The sequence below is a fragment of the Pseudomonas sp. St386 genome (assembly GCF_018325865.1).
In the GTDB taxonomy this organism is placed as follows: Bacteria; Pseudomonadota; Gammaproteobacteria; order Pseudomonadales; family Pseudomonadaceae; genus Aquipseudomonas; species Aquipseudomonas brassicacearum.
Window position 1 is genome coordinate 1,870,607 of record NZ_AP021900.1, and the last position, 25,429, is coordinate 1,896,035.

Annotated in this window: 25 protein-coding genes; 17 read left to right on the forward strand and 8 right to left on the reverse strand. The window is 62.4% G+C overall.

The window, feature by feature from the left end:
- Window positions 1-71 precede the first annotated feature (71 nt).
- The 11 genes from ccmA (at window position 72) to KI235_RS08320 (ending at window position 9,879) form a co-directional block, all read left to right on the forward strand.
- The gene (gene ccmA / locus KI235_RS08270; RefSeq protein ID WP_003199149.1) at window positions 72-707 is read left to right on the forward strand and encodes a cytochrome c biogenesis heme-transporting ATPase CcmA; all 636 of its coding nucleotides are present in this window, start codon (window positions 72-74) and stop codon (window positions 705-707) included.
- A complete protein-coding gene (ccmB, locus tag KI235_RS08275; protein WP_003199151.1) occupies window positions 704-1,372 on the forward strand; it encodes a heme exporter protein CcmB in 669 nt (222 codons plus the stop codon). Before ccmA ends, ccmB begins: the two co-directional genes overlap by 4 nt.
- Before the next feature lie 94 nt (window positions 1,373-1,466).
- The gene (locus tag KI235_RS08280; protein ID WP_003199153.1) at window positions 1,467-2,222 is read left to right on the forward strand and encodes a heme ABC transporter permease; all 756 of its coding nucleotides are present in this window, start codon (window positions 1,467-1,469) and stop codon (window positions 2,220-2,222) included.
- Window positions 2,219-2,395 (forward strand): heme exporter protein CcmD, encoded by a 177-nt coding sequence (gene ccmD / locus KI235_RS08285; protein WP_003199159.1) that lies wholly within the window; start codon window positions 2,219-2,221, stop codon window positions 2,393-2,395. The genes KI235_RS08280 and ccmD overlap by 4 nt, the downstream gene beginning before the upstream one ends.
- Complete coding sequence (gene ccmE / locus KI235_RS08290) at window positions 2,392-2,847, forward strand: cytochrome c maturation protein CcmE (protein ID WP_003199160.1); 456 nt, start codon at window positions 2,392-2,394, stop codon at window positions 2,845-2,847. Before ccmD ends, ccmE begins: the two co-directional genes overlap by 4 nt.
- 3 nt (window positions 2,848-2,850) lie before the next feature.
- Window positions 2,851-4,839 (forward strand): heme lyase CcmF/NrfE family subunit, encoded by a 1,989-nt coding sequence (locus tag KI235_RS08295; RefSeq protein ID WP_003199162.1) that lies wholly within the window; start codon window positions 2,851-2,853, stop codon window positions 4,837-4,839.
- Window positions 4,836-5,372: a DsbE family thiol:disulfide interchange protein gene (locus KI235_RS08300; protein WP_003199163.1), complete on the forward strand. Its 537-nt coding sequence runs from the start codon at window positions 4,836-4,838 to the stop codon at window positions 5,370-5,372. The genes KI235_RS08295 and KI235_RS08300 overlap by 4 nt, the downstream gene beginning before the upstream one ends.
- On the forward strand, window positions 5,369-5,842 hold the full coding sequence (locus KI235_RS08305) for a cytochrome c-type biogenesis protein (RefSeq protein WP_003199166.1): 474 nt from the start codon (window positions 5,369-5,371) through the stop codon (window positions 5,840-5,842). The genes KI235_RS08300 and KI235_RS08305 overlap by 4 nt, the downstream gene beginning before the upstream one ends.
- The gene (gene ccmI / locus KI235_RS08310) at window positions 5,835-7,037 is read left to right on the forward strand and encodes a c-type cytochrome biogenesis protein CcmI (RefSeq protein WP_013692544.1); all 1,203 of its coding nucleotides are present in this window, start codon (window positions 5,835-5,837) and stop codon (window positions 7,035-7,037) included. Before KI235_RS08305 ends, ccmI begins: the two co-directional genes overlap by 8 nt.
- A gap of 14 nt (window positions 7,038-7,051) precedes the next feature.
- Window positions 7,052-7,459 carry a hypothetical protein gene (locus KI235_RS08315; protein ID WP_003199169.1) on the forward strand — a complete coding sequence of 136 codons (408 nt, stop codon included), beginning with the start codon at window positions 7,052-7,054 and terminating at the stop codon, window positions 7,457-7,459.
- Between the two features lie 326 nt (window positions 7,460-7,785).
- A complete protein-coding gene (locus tag KI235_RS08320; protein ID WP_212795637.1) occupies window positions 7,786-9,879 on the forward strand; it encodes an LTA synthase family protein in 2,094 nt (697 codons plus the stop codon).
- Window positions 9,880-9,942: 63 nt separating this feature from the next.
- On the opposite strand, the gene KI235_RS08325 is transcribed toward KI235_RS08320, so the two are convergent.
- Window positions 9,943-10,095 carry a DUF3309 family protein gene (locus KI235_RS08325; protein ID WP_003183939.1) on the reverse strand — a complete coding sequence of 51 codons (153 nt, stop codon included), beginning with the start codon at window positions 10,093-10,095 and terminating at the stop codon, window positions 9,943-9,945.
- Window positions 10,096-10,327: 232 nt separating this feature from the next.
- Between KI235_RS08325 and KI235_RS08330 the strand changes: the two genes are divergently transcribed.
- The 3 genes from KI235_RS08330 to csrA all read left to right on the forward strand — a co-directional run bounded on the left by KI235_RS08330 (window position 10,328) and on the right by csrA (window position 11,884).
- Window positions 10,328-11,143 carry an SDR family oxidoreductase gene (locus KI235_RS08330; protein WP_003199173.1) on the forward strand — a complete coding sequence of 272 codons (816 nt, stop codon included), beginning with the start codon at window positions 10,328-10,330 and terminating at the stop codon, window positions 11,141-11,143.
- Window positions 11,144-11,200: 57 nt separating this feature from the next.
- Window positions 11,201-11,533 carry a YnfA family protein gene (locus KI235_RS08335; RefSeq protein ID WP_003199175.1) on the forward strand — a complete coding sequence of 111 codons (333 nt, stop codon included), beginning with the start codon at window positions 11,201-11,203 and terminating at the stop codon, window positions 11,531-11,533.
- Between the two features lie 150 nt (window positions 11,534-11,683).
- Complete coding sequence (gene csrA, locus KI235_RS08340) at window positions 11,684-11,884, forward strand: carbon storage regulator CsrA (protein WP_003199177.1); 201 nt, start codon at window positions 11,684-11,686, stop codon at window positions 11,882-11,884.
- On the opposite strand, the gene KI235_RS08345 is transcribed toward csrA, so the two are convergent.
- From KI235_RS08345 to mnmC, 5 genes are all read right to left on the reverse strand, one after another.
- Window positions 11,873-12,100 carry a YheU family protein gene (locus KI235_RS08345; protein WP_003199186.1) on the reverse strand — a complete coding sequence of 76 codons (228 nt, stop codon included), beginning with the start codon at window positions 12,098-12,100 and terminating at the stop codon, window positions 11,873-11,875. The two genes, csrA and KI235_RS08345, sit on opposite strands and share 12 nt — an antisense overlap.
- A gap of 176 nt (window positions 12,101-12,276) precedes the next feature.
- Complete coding sequence (locus KI235_RS08350; protein WP_161796645.1) at window positions 12,277-13,464, reverse strand: osmoprotectant NAGGN system M42 family peptidase; 1,188 nt, start codon at window positions 13,462-13,464, stop codon at window positions 12,277-12,279.
- Window positions 13,465-13,668: 204 nt separating this feature from the next.
- Window positions 13,669-15,414: an N-acetylglutaminylglutamine synthetase gene (ngg, locus tag KI235_RS08355; RefSeq protein WP_003199190.1), complete on the reverse strand. Its 1,746-nt coding sequence runs from the start codon at window positions 15,412-15,414 to the stop codon at window positions 13,669-13,671.
- A gap of 3 nt (window positions 15,415-15,417) precedes the next feature.
- A complete protein-coding gene (locus KI235_RS08360) occupies window positions 15,418-17,190 on the reverse strand; it encodes an N-acetylglutaminylglutamine amidotransferase (protein WP_003199192.1) in 1,773 nt (590 codons plus the stop codon).
- Between the two features lie 283 nt (window positions 17,191-17,473).
- On the reverse strand, window positions 17,474-19,456 hold the full coding sequence (gene mnmC / locus KI235_RS08365; protein ID WP_003199194.1) for a bifunctional tRNA (5-methylaminomethyl-2-thiouridine)(34)-methyltransferase MnmD/FAD-dependent 5-carboxymethylaminomethyl-2-thiouridine(34) oxidoreductase MnmC: 1,983 nt from the start codon (window positions 19,454-19,456) through the stop codon (window positions 17,474-17,476).
- A gap of 150 nt (window positions 19,457-19,606) precedes the next feature.
- Here mnmC and pap point away from each other — a divergent pair, with 150 nt between their 5' ends.
- Complete coding sequence (pap, locus tag KI235_RS08370; protein WP_003199196.1) at window positions 19,607-21,124, forward strand: polyphosphate:AMP phosphotransferase; 1,518 nt, start codon at window positions 19,607-19,609, stop codon at window positions 21,122-21,124.
- Between the two features lie 103 nt (window positions 21,125-21,227).
- Window positions 21,228-22,412, forward strand: a complete 1,185-nt coding sequence (locus KI235_RS08375) for a thiolase family protein (RefSeq protein ID WP_003199198.1) — start codon at window positions 21,228-21,230, stop codon at window positions 22,410-22,412.
- Between the two features lie 175 nt (window positions 22,413-22,587).
- On the opposite strand, the gene KI235_RS08380 is transcribed toward KI235_RS08375, so the two are convergent.
- Entirely contained in the window at window positions 22,588-22,785 is a 198-nt protein-coding gene (locus KI235_RS08380; protein WP_003199200.1) for a DUF6316 family protein, read from the reverse strand.
- A 190-nt stretch (window positions 22,786-22,975) separates the two neighbouring features.
- Between KI235_RS08380 and KI235_RS08385 the strand changes: the two genes are divergently transcribed.
- A complete protein-coding gene (locus tag KI235_RS08385; protein WP_027912729.1) occupies window positions 22,976-23,926 on the forward strand; it encodes a DMT family transporter in 951 nt (316 codons plus the stop codon).
- Window positions 23,927-24,019: 93 nt separating this feature from the next.
- Here KI235_RS08385 and KI235_RS08390 read toward each other — a convergent pair whose 3' ends face one another.
- On the reverse strand, window positions 24,020-25,414 hold the full coding sequence (locus tag KI235_RS08390) for a class II fumarate hydratase (protein WP_003199203.1): 1,395 nt from the start codon (window positions 25,412-25,414) through the stop codon (window positions 24,020-24,022).
- Window positions 25,415-25,429: the final 15 nt, after the last annotated feature.

The window sequence follows — 25,429 nt, forward strand, 5'->3', positions numbered from 1 at the left end:
AATGCATCTATGCTGCATCTCTTTAACGGCCGCTGCACCGCCGACTTGAACCGTATAAGGCCCGCGATCCCTTGACCAGTCCTCTCCTGCAAACCGTCGGCCTCGCCTGTGAGCGAGACTTGCGACTGCTTTTCGAAAATCTCGAATTGAGACTCTCGCGTGGCGACATGGTGCAAATCAGTGGTCCCAACGGCAGCGGCAAGACCAGCTTGCTGCGCCTGCTGGCCGGGTTGATGCAACCCACCGCAGGCCAAGTGTTGCTCAATGGCCAGCCCTTGCACAGCCAGCGTAGCGAACTGGCCCGCAACCTGCTCTGGATCGGCCATGCCGCCGGTATCAAGGATTTGCTGACCCCCGAAGAGAACCTCAGTTGGCTCTGCGCATTGCATACGCCGGCCGGCCGCGAAGCGATCTGGCAGGCGTTGGCGGCGGTAGGGCTGCGCGGCTTCGAAGACGTGCCGAGCCACACCTTGTCCGCCGGCCAGCAACGCCGCGTGGCCCTGGCCCGGCTGTATCTGGACAGCCCGCCGCTGTGGATTCTCGACGAGCCGTTCACCGCCCTGGACAAGCAGGGTGTCGCGCAGCTCGAGGAACACTTGGCCCAGCACTGTGAAAACGGTGGCATGGTGCTCTTGACCACTCACCACACGCTGGCGCGGATGCCGGCCGGTTATCGCAACATTGATCTGGGGAACTGGGCCGTATGAGTGTGTTTGGCCTGTTGCTTGCCCGCGAGGCGCGCCTGCTGTTCCGTCGTCCGGCCGAATTGGCCAATCCGCTGGTGTTCTTCGCGATAGTGATTGCGTTGTTCCCGTTGGCGGTCGGGCCGGAGACTCAATTGTTGCAAACCTTGTCTCCGGGACTGGTCTGGGTCGCCGCGCTTTTATCGGTCCTGCTCTCGCTGGACGGGCTTTTCCGCAGTGATTTCGAAGACGGTTCACTGGAACAGTGGGTCCTTTCGTCGCACCCCCTGGCCCTTCTGGTTTTAGCCAAGGTACTGGCACACTGGGTTTTTTCCGGGCTGGCACTGGTATTGCTCTCGCCACTGCTGGCAATGATGCTGGGGCTGCCCGGCGCGTGCATGCCGGTGCTGCTGGTGTCGCTGCTGCTGGGCACGCCGGTGCTGAGCCTGCTCGGTGCGGTGGGCGCGGCGTTGACGGTGGGGTTGAAGCGCGGCGGCCTGTTGCTGGCGCTGCTGATCCTGCCGTTGTATATCCCGGTCCTGATCCTGGGCAGTGGTGCCTTGCAAGCGGCGTTGCAAGGAATGCCCGCGACCGGTTATCTGCTGTGGCTTGGTAGCCTGACCGCCCTGGCGATAACCCTGACACCCTTTGCAATAGCCGCTGGCCTGAAGATCAGCGTCGGCGAATAATAACGAGGCCTGGTCAAAAATTGACCACTTCTTTGGAAGTAAAGGCTGCCCCGGCGGTTCGTGACGGCGAGCCGCAACCGTGATGGAAACAGCAATGAACTGGACCTGGTTTCACAAGCTCGGCTCACCCAAGTGGTTCTACGGCATCAGCGGCAAACTGCTCCCATGGTTGAGCATCGCTGCACTGTTGTTGATTGGTTCTGGCGTAGTCTGGGGCCTGGCCTTCGCACCGCCGGACTACCAGCAGGGCAACAGCTTCCGCATCATCTACATCCACGTACCCACGGCGATGCTGGCCCAGTCCGTCTACGTGATGCTGGCGGTGTGCGGTGTGGTAGGGCTGGTGTGGAAGATGAAGCTGGCCGACGTGGCCCTGCAATGCGCTGCGCCCATCGGTGCCTGGATGACTGCCGTGGCGCTGGTCACCGGGGCCATCTGGGGCAAGCCGACCTGGGGTTCGTGGTGGGTCTGGGATGCGCGACTGACGTCGATGCTGATCCTGCTGTTCCTGTACTTCGGTCTTATTGCGCTGGGCAACGCCATCAGCAATCGTGACAGTGCCGCCAAGGCCTGCGCGGTACTGGCGATTGTCGGTGTGATCAACATCCCGATCATCAAGTACTCGGTGGAGTGGTGGAACACCCTGCACCAGGGGGCGACTTTCACGCTTACCGAAAAACCGGCAATGCCCGTCGAAATGTGGCTGCCGCTGTTGCTGACCGTGTTGGGTTTCTACTGTTTCTTCGGCGCGGTGCTGCTGCTGCGCATGCGCCTGGAAGTGCTCAAGCGCGAGTCCCGGGCCAGTTGGGTGAAGGCCGAAGTACAGAACAGCCTGGAGGCCGCTCGATGAGTTTCGCTTCATTCGGCGATTTCCTCGCCATGGGCCATCATGGCCTGTATGTCTGGTCAGCCTATGGCATCTGCCTGGTGGTGCTGGCCCTCAACGTGGCGGTGCCAATCCTGGCCCGCAAGCGGTATCTGCAACAAGAGGCGCGTCGTCTGCGCCGGGAGAACGGTCAGTGAATCCGCTGCGCAAAAAACGTCTTGTCATCATTCTTGCGATCCTGGTGGGTGTCGGTGCCGCGGTCGCCCTGGCCCTGAGCGCCCTGCAGCAAAACATCAACCTGTTCTACACCCCGACCCAGATCGCCAACGGCGAAGCGCCCAAGGACACCCGCATCCGCGCTGGCGGCATGGTGGAAAAAGGCTCGCTGGAGCGCTCCGGGGATTCCCTGGACGTGAAATTCAATGTCACCGACTTCAACAAGACCGTGACCATCACCTATCGCGGCATCCTCCCGGACCTGTTCCGCGAAGGGCAGGGCATCGTCGCCCTGGGCAAGCTCAACGCCGACGGCGTAGTGGTGGCCGACGAAGTGCTGGCCAAGCACGACGAAAAATACATGCCGCCGGAAGTGACCAAGGCGCTGAAAGACAGCGGTCAGTCGGCGCCCGCTCCCGTGAAGGAGGGCTGATCAATGACTGCTGGCATCTTTATTCCCGAGTTGGGCCACCTGGCGATGATCCTTGCCCTGTGTTTCTCCCTGGTACAGGCCGTGGTGCCCTTGCTCGGTGCCTGGCGCGGCGACCGCTTGTGGATGAGCCTGGCCCAGCCGGCGGCGTGGGGGCAGTTCGCCTTCATGCTGTTCGCCTTCGGTTGCCTGACCTATGCGTTCATGGCCGACGATTTTTCCGTGGAATACGTCGCCAGCAACTCCAATAGCGCCTTGCCCTGGTACTACAAGTTCAGCGCCGTGTGGGGCGCCCACGAAGGCTCGCTGCTGCTTTGGGCGTTGATCCTGGCCGGCTGGACCTTCGCCGTCTCGGTGTTCTCCCGGCAGTTGCCCCAGGTGATGCTGGCCCGGGTGCTCGCGGTGATGGGCATGATCAGCACCGGTTTCCTGCTGTTTTTGATCGTCACCTCCAACCCGTTCGAGCGCATCCTGCCGCAGATGCCGACGGATGGCCGCGACCTCAACCCATTGCTGCAAGACATCGGCCTGATCGTTCATCCGCCCATGCTCTACATGGGCTACGTCGGCTTCTCCGTGGCCTTCGCCTTCGCCATCGCCGCGTTGCTCGGTGGTCGTCTCGATGCGGCGTGGGCACGCTGGTCGCGTCCGTGGACCATCGTCGCCTGGGCCTTCCTCGGCATCGGTATCACCCTCGGTTCATGGTGGGCCTACTACGAACTCGGCTGGGGCGGCTGGTGGTTCTGGGACCCGGTGGAAAACGCCTCGTTCATGCCCTGGTTGGTGGGCACGGCGCTGATCCATTCCCTGGCGGTCACGGAAAAACGTGGTGTGTTCAAGAGCTGGACCGTGCTGCTGGCCATCGCGGCGTTCTCGCTGAGCCTGCTGGGGACGTTCCTGGTGCGCTCGGGCGTGCTGACGTCGGTGCATGCCTTCGCCTCGGACCCTGAGCGTGGCGTGTTCATCCTGATGTTCCTGCTATTTGTGGTCGGCGGTTCGCTGACGCTGTTCGCCCTGCGTGCGCCGGTGGTCAAGAGCCAGGTTGGCTTCAACCTCTGGTCGCGGGAAACCCTGTTGCTGGGCAATAACCTGGTGCTGGTGGTGGCCGCGTCGATGATCCTGCTGGGGACGTTGTACCCGCTGGTGCTCGATGCGTTGTCCGGTGCCAAGCTGTCGGTGGGCCCGCCGTACTTCAATGCGCTGTTCATCCCGCTGATGGCTATCCTGATGGTAGTAATGGCCATCGGTATGCTGGTGCGTTGGAAAGATACCCCGGTCAAGTGGCTGCTGGGCATGTTGACCCCGGTGCTGCTGGGCACCGCCGCGCTGGCCGTGGTGGCCGGCGTGGCGTATGGCGATTTCAACTGGGCGGTACTGGCGACGTTCGTGCTGGCAGCCTGGGTATTGCTGGCGGGTGTACGGGACATCTTCGACAAGACCCGGCACAAAGGCCTGATCAAGGGGCTGCCGACCCTGACCCGCAGTTACTGGGGCATGCAGGTCGCACACCTGGGCATCGCCGTCTGCGCTCTGGGCGTGGTGCTGTCCAGCCAGAACAGCGCCGAGCGCGACCTGCGCCTGGCGCCGGGTGAGTCCATGGACCTGGCCGGCTATCAGTTCGTTTTCGAGGGCGCCAAACATTTCGAGGGCCCGAACTTCACATCCGACAAAGGCACTGTGCGAGTCCTTCGCAACGGCCAGGAAATCACCGTGCTGCACCCGGAAAAACGTCTCTACACCGTGCAGAACTCGGTGATGACCGAAGCCGGCATCGATGCCGGTTTCACCCGCGATCTCTACGTGGCGCTGGGCGAGTCCCTGGGCGACGGCGCGTGGGCGGTGCGGGTCCACGTCAAGCCATTCGTGCGCTGGATCTGGTTCGGTGGCTTGCTCACCGGCCTGGGTGGGGTGCTGGCGGCGCTGGATCGGCGTTATCGAGTCAAGGTGAAAACCCGGGTGCGTGAAGCCCTGGGCGCGACGGGAGCCACTGCATGAAACGTTGGTTGATGTTGGTGCCGCTGGCGCTGTTCCTGTTGATGGCGGTGTTTTTGTACCGCGGGCTGTACCTGAATCCGACCGAGTTGCCCTCGGCGATGATCGGCAAGCCGTTTCCGGATTTCTCCCTGCCTTCGGTGCAGGGTGATAAAACCTTGACCCGCGCCGACCTGCTGGGCAAGCCGGCGCTGGTCAACGTGTGGGGCACCTGGTGCATCTCCTGCCGGGTCGAGCACCCGGTGTTGAACAAACTGGCCCAGAACGGCGTGGTGATCTACGGCGTCAATTACAAGGACGTCAACGTCGACGCCTTGAAGTGGCTGGCCGAGTTCCACAATCCGTATCAACTGGACATTCGCGATGAAGACGGTTCCCTGGGCCTGAACCTGGGTGTCTACGGTGCGCCGGAAACGTTCTTCATCGACGCCAAGGGCGTTATCCGCGACAAGTTCGTCGGCGTGATCGACGAACAGGTCTGGCGCGAGAAACTGGCCGCCAAGTATCAGGCACTGGTGGACGAGGCCAAGCCATGAAGCGCTGGTTAGCCGCCGCCATCCTCGGCCTGAGCCTTGCCGGCGTGGCCCACGCCGCCATTGATACCTACGAATTCGCCAACGACGGCGAGCGCGAGCGGTTTCGTGAACTGACCAAGGAACTGCGCTGCCCCAAGTGCCAGAACCAGGACATCGCCGACTCCAACGCACCGATTGCCGCCGACTTGCGCAAGGAGATCTTCCGCATGCTCGGCGAGGGCAAGGACAACCAGCAGATCATCGATTTCATGGTCGATCGCTACGGTGAGTTCGTGCGCTACAACCCCGCCCTGTCCTCCAAGACGGCGCTGCTGTGGTTCGGCCCCGCCGGGCTGTTGTTCGGTGGTTTCGTCGTCATTGCAGTGATCGTGCGCCGCCGCCGGGTCCAGCGCACGGCCGCCCCGGACACGCTTTCTGTCGAAGAGCGCCAGCGCCTCGACCAACTGTTGGATAAAACCAAGCATGATTGATTTCTGGCTCGCCGCAGGTCTGCTTCTTCTGGTTGCCCTGAGTTTTCTGTTGATCCCTGTCCTGCGTGGTCGTCGCGCTCAACGCGAGGAGGACCGTACCGCGCTCAACGTGGCGCTGTACCAGGAACGCGTTGCCGAACTGCAAGTCGAGCGGGAGGAGGGCGTGCTCAACGCCGCGCAACTGGACACCGGTCGCGCCGAAGCTGCCCGTGAACTGCTCGCCGACACCGAGGGCGCCGATGCACCACGCGAATCCCGGTTGGGCAAGCCGTTGCCATTGCTCGCCGCTGTGCTGGTGCCGGTGTTGGGCCTGGCGCTGTACCTGCATTTCGGTGCCAGCGACAAGGTCGAGCTGACCCGTGAATTCGCCCAGGCGCCGCAGTCGATGGAAGAGATGACCCTGCGCCTGGAACGTGCGGTGGCGGCGCAACCGGATAACGCCGAGGGCCTGTATTTCCTCGGGCGTACCTACATGGCGCAGGATCGGCCCGCAGACGCGGCAAAGATCTTCGAGCGCACCGTGGCGGTGGCTGGTCGCCAACCCGAACTGCTGGGCCAATGGGCCCAGGCGCAGTATTTTGCCGATGGCAAGAAATGGTCGGACAAGCTCCAGGCGCTGACCGACGAAGCGCTGAAGCTCGATCCGAAGGAAGTCACCAGCCTCGGCCTGCTGGGTATCGCCGCTTTTGAGGGTGAGCGCTATCAGGACGCGATCGATTACTGGGGACGCCTGCTGGTGGAACTGCCCGAGGGCGACAAGTCCCGTGAAGCGCTGCAGGGCGGCATTACCCGTGCCACCGAGAAGCTGCAAGCCAGTGGCGGCAAGGTCGCCCAGGCGCCGGTGGCCAAGGCTGCGGCACTGCTCAAGGTGCGCGTCGACCTGGCGCCGGCACTCAAGGCCAAGGTGCAGCCGGGCGACAGCGTGTTCATCTTCGCCCGCGCCGTTTCCGGCCCGCCTGCGCCACTTGCCGCCAAGCGCCTGACGGTCGCCGATCTGCCGGTCACGGTAGAGCTGGGTGACGCGGACGCAATGATGCCGCAGTTGAAACTGTCGAACTTCCCCGAAGTCCAACTGGTGGCGCGCATCTCCCGGGCCGGCCAGCCGACCGCGGGTGAGTGGATCGGCCGCAGCCAGCCCCTGGCGAGCAGCACCACGGCGCAGCAACAATTGACCATCGACAGTCCGGACAAATAACAGGAATTCGCACCATGACCGCCATCGCTCGTATCACCCTGCTCACGCTCGTCATGGGCCTGAGCGCTTGTGCGGTCCAGCGTCCGTCGGAGCCCTCGGCACCGCTGCCTCCGATCCCGCCGTCGACCCCGACCAGCAAACCGGTCCCGTCCACAGCGCCGGGCAAACCTGTCATCCCGAACAAGCCGGCCAAACCGCTGCCGCGCACCTCCGCCAGCTTCGCCCCACCGCCAGGTGGCAACAGCCATTGGGACGCCAAGCTTGGGGTCTATGTGCTGGACAACCAGACGAACACGTTCTATCGCCAGCGAACCTATTACCGCTGGAACAACGGTTGGAGCCGTTCCGTCAGCCCGAATGGTCCATGGGAAGACACCAGCATCGAAGGCGTGCCAGCGGGCTTGGGGCGGCAATTCCATTAAGCAACGGGAACCCCGGAGGAAAGGGGGCATCTGTGGGAGCAAGCTTTGCTCCCACAGATAAATCCCCTTGCTACCATAGCGTTCGGTTGAGCCGCATCGCCAGGCTGGGCTTTTTGTGTTTCTGAATATTCTTTGAACGAAATTTTCACAAAATCTTGCGGACAATCCCCCGCGCTCATATCGCCGCCGGTTATTTAATGGCAATGCCATAGCCGTTCGTGCAACATTTGCGCACTCGCGCAAGCCCCGAGGCCAGACTTTGGTCAACAGAGGGCGCGCCGTTGTTTCTTTTTGTCACTCCAATTCCGATAGGGTCCTTAAACGACATGGCAATCCCGGACGCCCTGAGTCAGCAGCGTACTACGCATCGCCTGCTGCAACCGACCGTCAAATCACACCTGGCCTACACGTTGCTCTGTGCCCTGGTGATGATGGTCATGTTCAGCCTGCTGCGCGTGGCGCTGCTGGTCTATAACCGCGAGATGATCCTCGACACCCCGGCCTCGACCTTCGTTGAAGCCTTCGTCAATGGCCTGCGTTTCGACTTGCGCCTGGTGGTCTATCTCTGCATCCCGTTGTTGCTGGCGTTGTTCAGCGCCAGGGCCATGGCCGCCCGTGGGTTCTTTCGTTTGTGGCTGACCGTCACTTCCAGCATCGCGCTGTTCCTGGGCTTGATGGAGATGGATTTCTACCGTGAATTCCACCAGCGCCTCAACGGCCTGGTCTTCCAGTACGTAAAGGAAGACCCGAAAACCGTGATGAGCATGCTCTGGTACGGTTTTCCGGTGGTGCGCTACCTGCTGGCGTGGGCCGGCGGCACCATCATCCTCAGCCTGGCGTTCAAAGGCGCCGACCGCGCCACGCGTCCCCGTGGGCCGTTCAGTGGCGGCACCATTGGCACCCGGCAGATCGCTCCGTGGTATGGGCGTGTCGTGGTGTTCATCGTTTGCCTGCTGGTCGCTGTGACCGCCGCGCGTGGCACCTTGCGCCAAGGGCCGCCCCTGCGCTGGGGCGACGTCTACACCACCGATTCGAACTTCGCCAACCAGTTGGGCCTCAACGGTACCTTGTCGCTGGTGGCCGCGGCGAAAAGCCGGATGTCCGAAGACCGCGACAACATCTGGAAAGCCACCCTCGAGCAACCGTTGGCACAGCAGACTGTGCGCGACATGCTGGTGATGCCTGACGATAAACTGGTGGACACCGCGACCGCCGCCGTGCGCCGCGACTACACGCCGCCGGCCGACAAGACCCTGCCGATCAAGAACGTGGTCGTGATCCTCATGGAAAGCATGGCCGGTCACTCGGTTGGCGCCCTGGGCGCGCCGGGCAACATCACGCCTTACCTGGACAAACTGTCCAAGGAAGGCCTGTTGTTCGACCGTTTCTTCTCCAACGGTACCCACACCCACCAAGGCATGTTCGCCACCATGGCGTGCTTCCCGAACCTGCCCGGTTTTGAGTACCTGATGCAGACGCCGGAGGGCAGCCACAAGCTGTCGGGCCTGCCGCAACTGCTCAGCGCCCGTGACTACGACGACGTGTATGTCTACAACGGCGATTTTGCCTGGGACAACCAGTCGGGTTTCTTCAGCAGCCAGGGCATGACTACATTCATCGGGCGTAACGACTTCGTGAACCCGGTGTTCTCCGATCCGACCTGGGGCGTGTCCGACCAGGATATGTTCGAGCGTGGCCTGATCGAGCTCAAGGCGCGGGAAAACGGCAAGCCGTTCTATGCCTTGCTGCAAACCTTGTCCAACCACACCCCTTATGCGCTGCCGACGCCGTTGCCGGTCGAGCGGGTCACCGACCGTGGCAGCCTGAACGAACACCTGACTGCCATGCGTTACTCCGACTGGGCGCTGGGCCAGTTCTTCGAGAAGGCCCGCAAGGAGCCTTACTTCAAGGAAACCCTGTTCGTCGTGGTCGGCGACCATGGCTTTGGCAACGAACGCCAGATCACCGAGATGGACCTGGGCCGTTTCAACGTACCGATGCTGTTGATCGGTCCGGGCGTCCAGGAAAAATTCGGCCAGCGTAACCACACCGTGGGTACCCAGGTCGACATCGTGCCGACCATCATGGGCCGGATCGGTGGGCAAGTACGGAACCAGTGCTGGGGCCGTGACCTGTTGAACCTGCCGCAAGGCGATCCCGGTTTTGGTGTGATCAAGCCGTCGGGCAGTGATCAGACCACCGCGATCATCCGGGGTGACACCGTCCTGATGCTTCCCAAGGAAAAGGAAATGGCGCCGAAGATGTATCGCTATGAGCTGGGCGCCAATCCGCATGCGCAAATCATCCAGGATGCACCCGACGCTGCCGAGATGAAGCTCAAGCTCGAATCCTTCCTGCAAACCGCGACCAAGAGCCTGCTGGATAACACCGCCGGGGTTGTTGACGGCAAGCCGGACTGATAAACGGCGCACATAAAAAAGAGGCCTGCAAAGGCCTCTTTTTTTTTGCGCTTACTTAGTGGTTTATATCTTGCCCAGTAGTAGCAGGACCAACAGCACCACCAACACCACACCGATGATACCGGACGGGCCGTAACCCCAACTTCTGGAGTGCGGGAAGACTGGGAGACCACCGATCAGCAGGAGGATCAGGATAATGATAAGTATTGTGCCCATTGTAGATTTCCTTATTGGTCAGTTCTGGAGTGATGCAACTTCCAACTACCAGCGCGCATGCGTTAAATCCGGGCGGCTTAATAAGTCCGACCGTCGCGCCTTGTAGAAAATTCAAAGTTTTTGTAGCGCCTACGGTTTGCCCTCGCCATTCAGCAATCTGATGGAGCGTGGGTCCGCTGAATGCCTTCGCTACACTCGGCCTATCTCTCCCGGAACAACAAGGCTGTCTGCTATGCAAAATCGCATGATGATCACTGGTGCCGGCTCCGGCCTGGGTCGCGAAATCGCGCTGCGCTGGGCCCGCGAAGGATGGCGCCTGGCCTTATCGGATGTCAGCGAGCCGGGCCTCGTGGAAACCCTCAAGCTAGTGCGTGGTGCCGGTGGCGACGGCTTTATCCAGCGCTGCGACGTGCGCGACTACAGCCAATTGACTGCGTTCGCCCAGGCCTGCGAAGAGAAGTTCGGCGGTATCGATATCATCGTCAACAATGCCGGCGTGGCCTCGGGCGGCTTCTTCAGCGAGCTTTCCCTGGAGGATTGGGACTGGCAGATCGCGATCAACCTCATGGGCGTGGTCAAGGGCTGCAAGGCGTTCCTGCCGCTGCTGGAAAAAAGCCGTGGCAAGATCATCAACATCGCCTCCATGGCAGCCCTGATGCAGGGCCCGGCCATGAGCAACTACAACGTGGCCAAGGCAGGTGTCGTGGCGCTGTCGGAAAGCCTGCTGGTGGAACTGGCGCAGCAGGAAGTTGGCGTACACGTGGTGTGCCCGTCGTTCTTCCAGACCAATCTGTTGGACTCCTTCCGCGGCCCGACCCCGGCCATGAAAGCCCAGGTTGGCAAGTTGCTGGAAAGCTCACCGATCAGCGCCACGGATATTGCCGACTACATCTACCAGCAGGTCGCCCAGGGCCAGTTCATGATCCTGCCCCACGAACAGGGACGCATGGCTTGGGCGCTCAAGCAGAAGAACCCACAGTTGCTGTACGACGAAATGACCGTCATGGCCGACAAGATGCGCGCCAAGGCCCGGCAAAACCTCAATTGACCTGGATGCCCGATGTCCTCAGGATGGCGCCATTCGGCCCTCCTGATGGACATTTGCATGCTCAATTACCTGTGGTTTTTTCTCGCCGCGCTGTTTGAGATCGCTGGCTGCTACGCATTCTGGATGTGGTTGCGCCAGGGCAAGAGCGCCTGGTGGATCGCCCCGGCGGTGCTCAGCCTCACCCTGTTCGCGCTGTTGCTGACCCGCATCGAAGCGACGTACGCCGGGCGCGCCTACGCCGCTTATGGCGGCCTCTATATCATTGCCTCGATCGGCTGGCTGGCGGTGGTTGAGCGGGTGCGACCACTGGGGTCCGACTGGATTGGCGTGGCGCTCTGCGTGTTGGGGGCGAGTGTGATTCTATTCGGCCCGCGGTTCTCGGCGCCCTGAAATACCGGCGGTCCGACAGGGTTTTGCAGGAAGTTTCCGTCAGTCACAAGAACTTTGCTTGTAGGGCCTTACTGAATTCTCGTGGGTGACTTGAGAACAGGAAACAGGCCGGGCATGGTCAGGGTCCAGACATTCTTAAGGACAAGAACCATGCTTGTATTAAGCCGCGCTGTAGGTGAGTTGATTTCCATCGGTGACGATATTTCCGTCCGTGTGCTGTCGGTCAGCGGCGGCACGGTGCGTTTTGGCGTGGAAGCGCCACGGCATGTCGATGTCCATCGTTCCGAAATCTACGACAAGATCCAGAAGAAAAAGGCCCATGCCACTCGCAAGGCCTGTTCAGTCGAATAGGTGTTTGGGCACGTCGTGCTTGAGCATCAGTTGACACTGTTCACTTTCGGGGTCGAAGACGATCAACGCCTGGCCTTTGGTCAGGGCTTGCCTGACCCGCAGAACCCGCGTTTCCAGGGGCGTGTCGTCACCATTGTCGGTGCCGTCGCGGGTCACGAAATCCTCGATCAGGCGGGTGAGCGTGTCGACTTCGAGTTGGTCGTGGGGGATGAGCATGGGGTACCTCGGCTAGACAATAGGGCGATGCTACGGCCAATGGGCTTTTGCGGCTAGCCTTGGGTTTTGTGGAGCCTGTCCTGGCCTCATCGCGAGCAAGCTCGCTCCCACAATGGAGCACCTTGTGGGAGCGAGCTTGCTCGCGATGGCAATAGCCCAGACAGTGAAATGTCGGGTTAGTTATCGGAGCGCTGCCCAATCAGGCTGTCCACCGACGGTACCCGGGTATCACTTTCCATCTGTGTATCGTGTTCGATCTGATGACTGAAACGGTCCAGTGAACCCTGGGCTGGTTGCGCGTCGCTGGCGAACACCGGCGGGCTGAGGATGTAGGCGCCGAGCAGGCGACTGAGGGCGGCCAGGCTGTCGATGTGGGTGCGTTCGTAGCCATGGGTGGCGTCGCAGCCGAAGGCCAGCAGGGCGGTGCGGATATCGTGGCCGGCGGTGATGGCCGAATGAGCGTCGCTGAAGTAGTAGCGGAACAGGTCGCGGCGTGCCGGTACCTCGTTCTCCTTGGCCAGTTTCAGCAAGTGCCGCGACAGATGATAGTCGTAGGGGCCTCCGGAATCCTGCATCGCCACGCTGACTGTGTGTTCGCTGGAATGCTGGCCTGGCGCGACAGGCGCGATGTCGATGCCAACGAATTCGCTGACATCCCAGGGCAGTGCGGCCGCGGCACCGCTGCCGGTTTCCTCGGTGATGGTGAACAGTGGGTGACAGTCGATCAGCAGTTCTTCGCCGCTGTCGACAATCGCCTTGAGCGCCGCCAGCAGCGCCGCGACCCCGGCCTTGTCGTCCAGGTGACGAGCGCTGATGTGGCCGCTTTCGGTGAATTCCGGCAGGGGGTCGAAGGCGACGTAATCGCCGATGCCCACCCCCAGGGTTTCGCAATCGGCGCGGGTGGTGCAATAAGCGTCCAGGCGCAGCTCGATGTGGTCCCAACTGATGGGCAGTTCATCCACGGCGGTATTGAACGCGTGCCCGGATGCCATCAACGGCAGCACGCTGCCACGGATCACGCCGGTGTCGGTAAACAGGCTGACTCGGCTGCCTTCGGCAAATCGGCTGGACCAGCAACCCACGGGGGCCAGGGTCAGGCGGCCGTTGTCCTTGATGGCCCGCACCGAGGCACCGATGGTATCCAAGTGCGCCGACACGGCCCGGTCGGGGCTGCTCTTGCGCCCCTTGAGCGTGGCGCGAATGGTGCCACGGCGGGTCATTTCAAAAGCGATACCCAGCTCTTCGAGCCGCTCGGCGACGTAGCGCACGATGGTGTCGGTAAAGCCGGTAGGGCTGGGGATGGCGAGCATCTCCAGCAGGACCTTTTGCAGGTATTCGAGATCCGGTTCGGGAATTTTGCTGATCATGGAAACTCCTGATGGGTTGAACGCATCGATGGTTTCGATGAGTGTGTCCGACTGTTGGATGGCGGTGCCTGAACTGGCCTCATCGCGAGCAAGCTCGCTCCCACAGAGGTCCTACGATGAACACAGAATGTGTAAACACCAGAAATCCCATGTGGGAGCGAGCTTGCTCGCGATGGCATCTGTTCAGGCACTACGCCTCTGCTAGGCCGCCGTCTGGCTATGGGGAAACAACAAATCCACAAAGCGCTCGGCGGTGGGTTGTGGTTCGTGGTTGGCCAGGCCTGCGCGTTCGTTGGCTTCGATGAACACGTACTCGGGTTGATCGGCCGCCGGCACCAGCAGGTCGAGGCCGACCATGGGGATGTCGAGCGCCCGCGCGGCGCGCACCGCCGCATCGACAAGGGTCGGATGCAGGATGCCGGTGACATCCTCCAGCACGCCGCCGGTATGGAGGTTCGCCGTACGCCGTACGAACAGGTGCTCCCCAGCGGGCAGCACGCTGTCGTAGTCGAACCCCGCCGCGCTGAGCGTGCGCAGGGTCTCGGCGTCCATCGGGATTTTACTTTCGCCGCCCGTGGCCGCTTGGCGTCGGCGGCTCTGGGCTTCGATCAGCGCGCCGATGGTGTGCCGGCCATCGCCGATCACCTCCGCCGGGCGCCGGATCGCCGCCGCCACCACTTCGAAACCGATCACCAGAATGCGCAGGTCCAGTCCCTCGTGGAAGCTTTCCAGCAAGACCTGGCTATCGAACTGCCGGGCCGCTTCGATGGCGCTCTGCACCTCCTCGATGGTGCGCAGGTCTACCGCCACGCCTTGGCCCTGTTCACCGTCCAGCGGCTTGACGACCACCCGTTCGTGCTCGTCGAGAAACGCCAGGTTGTCATCGGCATTGCCCGCCAACTGTTGGGCCGGCAGGTTCAGGCCGGCGTTTTTCAGCACTTTGTGGGTCAGGCTTTTGTTCTGGCACAGCGTCATGCTGATGGCGCTGGTCAGGTCGCTCAAGGATTCGCGGCATCGGACCCGACGGCTGCCGTGGACCAGGGTGAACAAGCCGGCCTCGGCATCGTCCACCTGCACGTCGATGCCTCGGCGGTGAGCTTCTTCGACAATGATTCGCGCATAAGGATTGAACTGCGCTTCGGGGCCTGGCCCCAGGAACAACGGCTGGTTGATGCCGTTCTTGCGTTTGATGGCGAAGGTCGAGAGATTGCGAAAGCCGAGTTTGGCGTAGAGGTTTTTCGCCAGGCGATTGTCGTGCAACACCGACAGGTCGAGGTAACTCAAGCCACGGCTCATGAAATGCTCGATGAGGTGACGCACCAGCACTTCGCCAACACCGGGCCGCGGACATTGCGGGTCGACTGCCAGGCACCAGAGGCTGCTGCCGTTTTCCGGGTCGTTGAAGGCTTTCTGGTGATTCAGACCCATGACGCTGCCGATCACCGCACCGGTGTCGTCATCTTCGGCCAGCCAGTAGACCGGGCCACCCTCATGGCGCGGGGTCAGGCGCAGCGGGTCGATGGGCAACATGCCTCGGGCTTGGTAGAGCTGGTTGATGGCCTGCCAGTCGGTCTCGCTCTGGGCCCGACGAATCCGGAAACCGCGAAACACCCGGGTGGACTGGCGATAGTCGCTGAACCACAAGCGCAAGGTGTCGGACGGATCGAGGAACAGTTGTGCCGGTTCCAGCCCCAGTACTTGCTGGGGCGCGGCCACGTACAAGGCAATGTCGCGTTCGCCGGGTTGTTCGTTGAGCAGTTCCTGGGCCAGGCTTGCCGGGTCCGGGAAGGTGTGGCCGATCAAAAGTCGGCCCCAGCCGCAATGCACCGCGATCGGGTCGGCACCCAACTCGCTGCCGTCTTCGGCCAGGCGTGCCTGCAGGCGTTCGTAGGAGGGCGCCTGGCCACGCAAGAGGCGTTGATTGTGAACTGTTGCATGAGGTTTCATCGATCAGATTCCTTGCTCGCTGAGCCACAGGTTCAGCGCCGCCAGTTGCCACAGTCGCGAGCCGCGCAATGGCGTGAGCTGGCCGTTGGGGTCGGTCAGCAGGCGGTCGAGCATGGCCGGGTTGAACAGGCCGCGGTCCTGGCTCGGGTCCAGCAGCAACTCGCGAACCCAGGCCAGCGTATTGCCTTCCAGGTGCTTGAGGCCTGGCACCGGGAAATAGCCTTTCTTGCGGTCGATCACCTCGCCGGGGATCACCCGCCGGGCGGCTTCCTTGAGTACCTGCTTGCCGCCATCGGGCAGCTTGAACTTCGCTGGGACCCGGGCCGAGAGTTCCACCAGGCGGTAGTCCAGGAAGGGCGTGCGCGCTTCCAGGCCCCAGGCCATGGTCATGTTGTCGACACGCTTGACCGGGTCGTCCACCAGCATCACGGTGCTGTCCAGGCGCAGGGCCTTGTCTACCGCCGCATCGGCCCCGGGCTGGGCGAAATGTTCTTTGACGAAGTCACCGGCCGCGTCGTTGGCCATCAGCCATTTGGGCTGCACGGTGGCGGCATATTCTTCGTAGCTGCGGTCGAAGAACGCGGCGCGATAGGCCGCGTACGGATCGCTGGCGCCATCGACCTGCGGGTACCAGTGGTAACCGGCGAACAGCTCGTCGGCGCCCTGGCCGCTTTGCACCACTTTGCAGTGCTTGGCCACTTCCCGCGATAGCAGGTAGAAGGCGATGCAGTCATGGCTGACCATCGGCTCGCTCATGGCACGGAACGCTGCCGGCAGTTGCTCGATGATCTCTTTCTCGTCGATACGCAGTTGGTGGTGGCGGGTGCCGTAGTGCTTGGCGATCAGGTCTGAATACTGGAACTCGTCACCACGCTCGCCGCCGGCATCCTGGAAACCGATAGAGAAGGTCGACAGGTCTTCTACGCCGACCTCGCGCAGCAGTCCCACAAGCATGCTCGAATCCACGCCACCGGAAAGCAGCACGCCGACATCCACGGCGGCGCGTTGGCGAATGGCAACCGCTTCACGGGTGCTGTCGAGCACGCGGTCGATCCAGTCTTCCAGGTTCAGGTGCTGTTCGTCGGCCCGTGGTCCGTAGGGCAGGGTCCACCAGGTTTTCTGCTCGGTGCTGCCGTCGGCTTCGATGCGCATCCAGGTGGCGGGCGGCAGTTTTTCAACACCCGCCAGCAAGGTGCGGGGCGCCGGGACCACTGCGTGGAAATTCAGGTAATGGTTGAGGGCCACCGGGTCGAGCATCGGGTTGATATCGCCACCCTTGAGCAGTGCTGGCAATGCCGAGGCGAAACGTAGCCGTTGGCCGGTGCGCGACAGGTACAGCGGCTTGACGCCGAGGCGGTCGCGGGCGATGAACAGCCGCTTGGCATCGCGTTCCCAGATGGCGAAGGCGAACATGCCGTTGAGCTTGGGCAGCAGCGCTTCGCCCCAGGCGTGATAGCCCTTGAGCAGCACTTCGGTGTCGCCACCTGAATAGAAGCTGTAGCCCAGGCCTTCGAGCTCGCTGCGCAGTTCCGGGTAGTTGTAGATCGCGCCGTTGAAGGCCAGGGACAGGCCCAACTGATTGTCGATCATCGGCTGGGCCGAGCCGTCCGACAGGTCCATGATTTTCAGGCGCCGATGGCCCAGGGCAATTGGCCCTTGGCTATGAAAGCCCCAGGCGTCGGGGCCGCGAGGGGCCAGGTGATGGGTGATTCGCTCTACGGCCGCAAGGTCCGCAGGTTGTTGATCGAAACGTAACTCTCCAGCTAATCCGCACATAAGTCCTTACCGGTTTTTCCGTTGGGGAGGGGTCAAGCCGCACACGCCAAAAGGGCGGGTACCCTGAAACTGACCGGAGGGATTGCTGTGAGTTTTAGATCGATGCGTTATAAGCCGGCCCGTGGGGGGATGGTCTGCCACGGGATTTCAAAGATGGGCGAACCTGTGGGCGCTGAGCTTGCTCGCGATGGCGGTGGATCAGTCGGCATCCAAGTAGGCTGACACATCGCCATCGCGAGCAAGCTCAGCTCCCACAGGATTTGTGGTGAGCCATCCATCTGTGTCAGGCCTTGCCCCGAATCAATGCTCGCAACGCAAACCGGTTTGGATGGCAGGCTTCGGCCACGCTGCGGGGCAGTGGCAGGGGTTCGTTGTCCAGCCAGGCGGCGATCAGTTCGCCCGACAGCGGGGCGGTGATCAGGCCGCGGGAACCGTGGCCGCTGTTGATGTACAGGCCATCGAGCCACGGGCAGGGGGCGTCCGGTACTTGGCGGGCGTCTTTGCCGAGGGCCGCATAGGCTTCGGTAAAGGCTTGACGATCCGCTAATGGGCCGACAATCGGCAGGTAATCCGGGCTGGTGCAACGGAACGCCGCGCGACCTTCGAGGCGTTCCGGGTCCAGGCTGCCGGCATTCAGGCGGTCCACCAGGTCCAGGGAAATTTCTTCAAGCATCTGCAGGTTGCCGGCATGCTCGGCGGCCGTGGGCGTCAGGTCGTCGCTGTTGAAATCGAAACTGGCGCCCAGGGTGTGCTCGCCCAGTCGCGGCGGGGCCGCATAACCTTCGGCACAAACCACGGTCGCCAGGCTCTGGCTGCGGGTGGTTTGTGGCAATCGGGTGATTTGCCCACGAATGCGCTTGAGCGGCAAGTCGGCGGCCGCTTCGAAACGTTTGATCTCGGCGGCGCTGGCGAGGATCGCCACCGGCGCGCTGGCCAGGCATCGTTCGCCGTCCCACGCCTGCCAATGGCCGTCCACGCGGCGCAGTTGCAGCACTTCATGATGGGGCTGCACGTCAATCGCCGGCCCCGAGGCTTGCCAGCGACACAACGCCGGTGGATGCACCCAGCCGCCCTCGGGATAAAACAGACCACCACAGGCCAGACCGATGCCGGACCGCACCTGCGCCTCGGACTGATCGAGGGTATGCAGCAAATCCCTTGGGAACGCCTCGGCCAGTTGCGCCTGACGCTCGGCTTCCTTGCTGTTGAAGGCCAGTTGCAAGACGCCGCAGGCGTCCCAGTCAGTGCCGCGTTGCAGTTGCTCCAGCACGCGCCGGGTGTAGCCGAAGCCGCTGAGGATCATCTGCGACAACGCCGTGCCGTGGGCCGACAGCTTGAGATACAGCACGCCCTGGGGGTTGCCGGAAGCTTCCTCGGCCAACCCGGCATGACGCTCCAGCAACGTCACCTGCCAGCCACGTGCGGCGAGGCTGGCAGCGCTGGCACAACCGGCCAGGCCGCCGCCGATCACGAGTGCCCGGCGTTCGCCGGTCAGCGTGGCGGGGCGGGCGTACCAGGGTTTTGCCGGGGCCGGGGCCGGTGTCTGCTCCGGCCAACCGAGAAACACACCGCGCAGGATTTCCCACTTGTGGCCGATGCCCGGCGTGCGCTTCATCTTGAAGCCCGCCGCGTTCAGCAATCGCCGGACCCAACCGGTGCTGGTGAAGGTGCTGAGGGTGGCGTCGGGTGCGGCCAGCCGGGCCAGTTCGGCGAACAGCTCGGCGGTCCACATCTCGGGGTTCCTGGCCGGCGCGAAACCGTCGAGGAACCAGGCGTCGATCTGACCGTCCAGCTGCGGCAACTGCTCCAGGGCATCGCCGATCAACAGGGTCAGCGTCACCCGTCCGTCCGCCAGGACCAGGCGCTGGAAGCCCTGGTGGATCGCCACGTACTGCTCAAGCAATTGCTCCGCCTGAAGACTCAGTTGCGGCCACAAGGCCAGGGCCCGGCCCAGGTCCTGGGGGGTCAAGGGGTACTTCTCGACACTGACGAAATGCAGCCGGGCGCCTGCCGGTGCGCACTGTTCGAACAGTTGCCAGGCACAGAGGAAATTCAAGCCGGTGCCAAATCCGGTTTCGCCGATCACCAGCCGCCCGTCATCGGCCAGGGCCGCGAAACGCTCGGCCAGGTTGTTCTGCTCAAGGAACACATAACGGGTTTCTTCCAGCCCCGACTGGTCGGAAAAATACACATCGTCGAACACCCGCGAACGCGGGCGACCCTGATCATCCCAGTCGAGTTGGGCGTGTTGCTGGATGGGCGTCATGGCTGGCTCGGTCAAAACTGAGCGGCCATTCTAGCCGATCGGTATCGGCTTGCTTGACCCATCGCAACAGAGCGCGCATCTGGATGGAATCTGCTGCACAGGGCCGCATCCAATCCGCTAGTCTTGGCCCATCCCCGGAAGGAGCTGCCCATGTTTGAATCCGCTGAAATCGGTCATGCCATCGATAAAGAAACCTTTGAGGCCGAAGTGCCGGCCCTGCGTGAAGCGTTGTTGGAGGCGCAGTTCGAGTTGCAGCAGCAGGGCCGGTTTCCGGTCATCGTGCTGATCAATGGCATCGAAGGTGCGGGCAAGGGCGAGACGGTGAAGTTGCTCAACGAGTGGATGGACCCGCGGCTGATCGAAGTGCGCACCTTCGACCAGCAGACCGACGAGGAACTGGCGCGGCCTCCAGCGTGGCGCTACTGGCGGATGCTGCCGGCCAAGGGGCGCATGGGGATTTTCTTCGGCAACTGGTACAGCCAGATGCTGCAAGGCCGAGTCCATGGCGAGTTCAAGGACCCACGGCTCGACCAGGCGATTGCCGGTGCCGAGCGCCTGGAAAAAATGCTCTGCGACGAAGGCGCGCTGATCTTCAAGTTCTGGTTCCACCTGTCCAAGAAACAGATGAAGGCCCGGCTCAAGGGGCTCAAGGATGACCCACTGCACAGCTGGCGCATCAGCCCGCTGGACTGGCAGCAGTCCCAGACCTACGACAAGTTCGTCAAATACGGTGAGCGCGTGCTGCGCCGCACCAGTCGCGATTACGCGCCGTGGCATGTGATCGAAGGGATGGACAGCTGTTATCGCAGCCTCACCGTCGGACGGATCCTGCTCGACGGCTTGCGCCAGGCCCTGGACCGTCCGAAGGTCAAACCGCAAAAGGTCGGCGTGGCGCCGCTGCCCGCGCTGGACGGCCAGGTCACGCTGCTCGACAGCCTGGACATGACCTTGCGCCTGGACAAGGCCGATTACGAAGAACAGCTGATCACCGAGCAGGCGCGGTTCGCCGGCCTGCTGCGGGACAAGCGCATGCGCCAGCATGCCTTGGTGGCGGTGTTCGAGGGCAATGATGCGGCAGGCAAGGGCGGGGCGATCCGGCGGGTCGCGGCAGCCCTGGACCCGCGTCAATACAGCATCGTGCCGATTGCCGCGCCCACTGAAGAAGAGCGCGCCCACCCCTACATGTGGCGGTTCTGGCGGCATATTCCCGCGCGGGGCAAGTTCACCATGTTCGACCGCTCCTGGTACGGCCGGGTGCTGGTGGAGCGGGTCGAAGGCTTTTGCAGCCAGGCCGACTGGCTGCGGGCCTATGGAGAAATCAACGATTTCGAGGAGCAGGTCGCCGATGCCGGCTTGGTGGTGGTCAAGTTCTGGCTGGCCATCGACAAGGAAACCCAGCTGGAGCGTTTCCAGGAGCGCGAGGACATTCCATTCAAGCGCTTCAAGATCACCGAGGACGACTGGCGCAACCGCGACAAGTGGGACGCTTACCGCGCAGCGGTGTGCGACATGGTCGACCGCACGAGCACCGAGATTTCCCCTTGGACATTGGTGGAAGCCAACGACAAGCGCTGGGCGCGGGTCAAGGTGTTGCGTACTCTCAATCAGGCGCTGGAGGCGGCTTTCGAGCGGAGTGCAAAGCAGGCTCGCAAGAAAAAGAAGGGCTAGGGCGATGGGTGCGCATACGCGGGGTGAATGATTGTCGCGGTCGGTTATGCAGTGGATTTATGCTCGATTCACTCTCAACCGACTACAACAATGAGGTACAGCCATGCGTGAAGTGGTGATCGTCGACAGCGTACGGACCGGCCTGGCCAAGTCCTTTCGCGGCAAGTTCAACATGACCCGTCCAGACGACATGGCGGCCCATTGTGTCGATGCCTTGCTGGCGCGCAACGACATCAATCCGGCCAGTGTCGAGGACTGCATCGTCGGGGCCGGGTCCAATGAAGGCGCCCAGGGCTACAACATCGGGCGCAACGTGGCGGTGCTCTCGAGATTGGGCACCGGCACCGCCGGCATGACCCTCAACCGCTTCTGTTCCTCGGGCCTGCAAGCCATTGCCATCGCCGCCAACCAGATCGCTTCCGGTTGCAGCGACATCATCGTGGCGGGCGGCGTGGAATCCATCAGTCTGACGATGAAAAGCGTCAACACCGACAATCTGATCAACCCGCTGCTCAAGGAGCAGGTGCCCGGGATCTATTTCCCCATGGGCCAGACGGCCGAGATCGTTGCCCGTCGTTACCAGGTCAGCCGCGAGGAACAGGACCGCTACGCCTTGCAGAGCCAGCAGCGCACCGCCAAGGCCCAGGCGGCCGGGTTGTTCAATGACGAAATCATCCCGATGGCGGTCAAGTACCGGGTCGAGGACAAGAACACTGGCGCTGTCCAGATCCTCGACGGTGTGGTCGATCACGACGATTGCAACCGTCCGGACACCACCTACGAAAGCCTGGCCGGCCTGAAACCGGTATTCGCCGAAGACGGTTCGGTGACGGCGGGCAACTCGTCGCAGTTGTCCGACGGGGCCTCGATGACCTTGGTGATGAGCCTGGAAAAAGCCCTGGCGCTGGGGCTCAAGCCCAAGGCGTTTTTCCGCGGCTTCACCGTGGCCGGTTGCGAGCCGGACGAGATGGGCATCGGCCCGGTGTTTTCAGTGCCCAAGCTGCTCAAGGCCAAGGGCTTGCAGATCGCCGATATCGACCTGTGGGAACTCAACGAGGCCTTTGCTTCCCAGTGCCTGTACAGCCGCAACCGGTTGGAAATCGATCCCGAGAAATACAACGTCAACGGCGGCTCGATCTCCATCGGTCATCCGTTCGGCATGACCGGCTCGCGGCAAGTGGGGCACCTGGTGCGCGAGCTGCAACGACGCAACCTGCGCTATGGCATCGTGACCATGTGCGTGGGCGGCGGGATGGGGGCTACGGGGTTGTTTGAGGCGGTGAGATAACCGGGCGCTGACGAGGGGATTATTTATGGCAAGGGGATTTGTCTCTGTGGGAGCAAGGCTTGCCCGCGATGAAGTTGATGCGGTCTCTCAAACCGAGGTGTCTGCATCGCGAGCAAGCTTTGCTCCCACAGGTAAATTCCCTTGCCACAAGGAGCTGCGCCAGCCGTGAGAGTGTTTAGCTGGCAACCTGAGTCAACTGCTGCATCCGCTGGATATACGCTTCTATCTCCACTTCTGCCGCTTCGCGGGTGGCGAACGGACCCTCTTGGGTGCCCTCACGTGTATTGAAATAAAACTCGCCGTTAACCCGGCAGATCCGGTCACTGCGAAAAATAGTCGTAGGGGCGGGATCCAAGGCGCGTTTTCCAAGCATGTCGGGTCTCCAGAGTGCAGCGAGGTCTGTTTCAAATGAGCATATGTGTTGTCCCAGATTCCCGCCTGTCCAACCGATCGACGGCTACGACCCCTACAATCCCATGGGCGGCCTCTGCCAAACTGTCCCTGTGTCGTGACGCAATAGACGCCTAGAATGGACGTCCTTTGTCTTGGGCTTCGAGGGTTGCATGCACATATCGTCCGGTCGCTGGGTCTACGGCCTGTTCCTCGCCCTGTTGACTGCCCTGCTATGGGGAATCCTGCCGATCAAGCTCAAGCAAGTGCTGCAAGTGATGGATCCGGTCACCGTGACCTGGTTTCGCTTGCTGGTGTCCGGCGGTTTGCTGTTCATCTATTTGGCCGCCACCCGGCGCCTGCCCAGTCACAAGGTCCTGGGCCCACGGGGCGGCTGGCTGGTAGCGATGGCGGTGCTCGGGCTGGTGGGCAACTACGTGTTGTACCTGATGGGCCTGAACCGCTTGAGCCCCGGCACCGCACAATTGGTGGTGCAGATGGGACCGATCATGTTGCTGGTCGCCAGTCTGTTCGTGTTCAAGGAGCGTTTCAGCGTGGGGCAGGGCATCGGCCTGCTGGTGTTGCTGATCGGTTTTACGCTGTTTTTCAACCAGCGCCTGGGCGAGTTGCTGACGTCCCTGAGCGACTACACCGCCGGGGTCCTGATGGTGTTGCTGGCGTCGACGGTCTGGACGTTTTATGCCCTGGGCCAGAAGCAATTGTTGACGGTGTGGAATTCGTTGCAGGTGATGATGGTGATCTACCTGTTCTGCGCGTTGCTGCTCACGCCCTGGGTGCATCCGTTGGAGGCGCTGCAATTGAGCCCGTTGCAAGGCTGGCTGTTGCTCGCATGCTGCCTCAACACGCTGATTGCCTATGGCGCGTTTGCCGAAGCCTTGGCCCATTGGGAGGCGTCGCGGGTCAGCGCGACCCTGGCGATCACGCCGCTGGTGACGTTCGCCGCAGTGGCGACGGCGGCTTGGTGGTGGCCTGATTATGTCCATGCCGAGCAGATCAATCTGCTGGGGTATGGCGGGGCGGTGCTGGTGGTGCTGGGGTCGGCGCTGGTTGCCCTGGGCCCGTCGCTGATCGCCGGGCTCAGGGCCCGGCGCGTGGGACATTAGCCCCCTGTGGGAGCGAGCCTGCTCGCGATGGCGGCCTGACAGGCAATAGAAATGTCGAGCCTGCCGGCCCCATCGCGAGCAGGGGGACTGGCGTTAACCCTGGCTACCGGCCTCCAGCATATTCTCCGGCCGCACCCAGGCATCGAACTCTTCATCGGTCAGGTACCCCAGTTGCAGCGCCGCCTCACGCAGGGTCAAGCCTTCGCCGTAGGCTTTCTTGGCGATTTCCGCAGACTTGTCGTAGCCGATGTGCGGGTTCAGCGCAGTCACCAGCATCAACCCACGCTCCAGATGCGCGGCCATCTGCTCGGCATCCGGCTCGAGCCCGGCGATGCAGTGCTGCTGGAAGTTGCTGCAGCCATCGGCCAGAAGGCGAATCGATTGCAGCAGGTTGTGGATGATCACCGGTTTGAACACGTTCAACTGCAAATGCCCCTGGCTGGCGGCAAAACCGATGGTCACGTCGTTGCCCATGACCTGGCAGGCCAGCATCGACAAGGCTTCGCACTGGGTCGGGTTGACCTTGCCGGGCATGATGGAACTGCCCGGTTCGTTGGCCGGCAGTTTCACCTCGGCGAACCCGGCCCGTGGTCCGGAGCCCAGCAGGCGCAGGTCGTTGGCAATCTTCATCAAGGTCACGGCGAGGGTTTTCAGCGCGCCAGACAGGGACGTCAGGGGTTCATGGCCGGCCAGCGCGGCAAACTTGTTCGGCGCGGTGACGAACGGCAGGCCCGACAGCGCCGCCAGTTCAGCGGCAATCGCTTCGCCGAAACCATGGGGTGAATTGAGCCCGGTGCCGACTGCCGTGCCGCCCTGGGCCAGTTCGCAGACCGCCGGTAGCGTGGCGCGGATCGCCCGTTCGGCGTAATCGAGTTGAGCAATGAACGCCGACAGTTCCTGGCCGAAGGTGATTGGCGTGGCATCCATCATGTGGGTTCGGCCGGTCTTGACCAGTTTCATGTGGCGCGCCGCCAGTTCCGCCAGGCCACCGGAAAGCTCGCTGATGGCCGGAAGCAATTGCTGGTGGACGGCCTGGGCGGCAGCAATGTGCATCGCAGTGGGGAAGCAGTCGTTGGAACTCTGCGAGCGGTTGACGTGGTCGTTGGGGTGCACCGGGCTCTTGCCGCCGCGAGGGTTGCCGGCCAGTTCGTTGGCGCGCCCGGCGATCACCTCGTTGACGTTCATGTTGCTCTGGGTTCCGCTGCCGGTCTGCCAGACCACCAGTGGAAACTGGTCGTCATGCTGGCCGGCCAGCACTTCGTCGGCGGCCTGTTCGATCAGGCGGGCGATGTCGGCGGGGAGGTCGCCATTGCGATCATTGACCCGCGCGGCGGCTTTCTTGATCAGTGCCAATGCGTGCAACACCGACAGCGGCATGCGTTCGTTGCCAATGGCGAAGTTGATCATGGAACGCTGCGTCTGGGCGCCCCAGTAGGCGTCGTCCGGGACTTCAACCTGGCCAAGGCTGTCGGTTTCGATACGGCTCATCGGGTCAAACTCCTT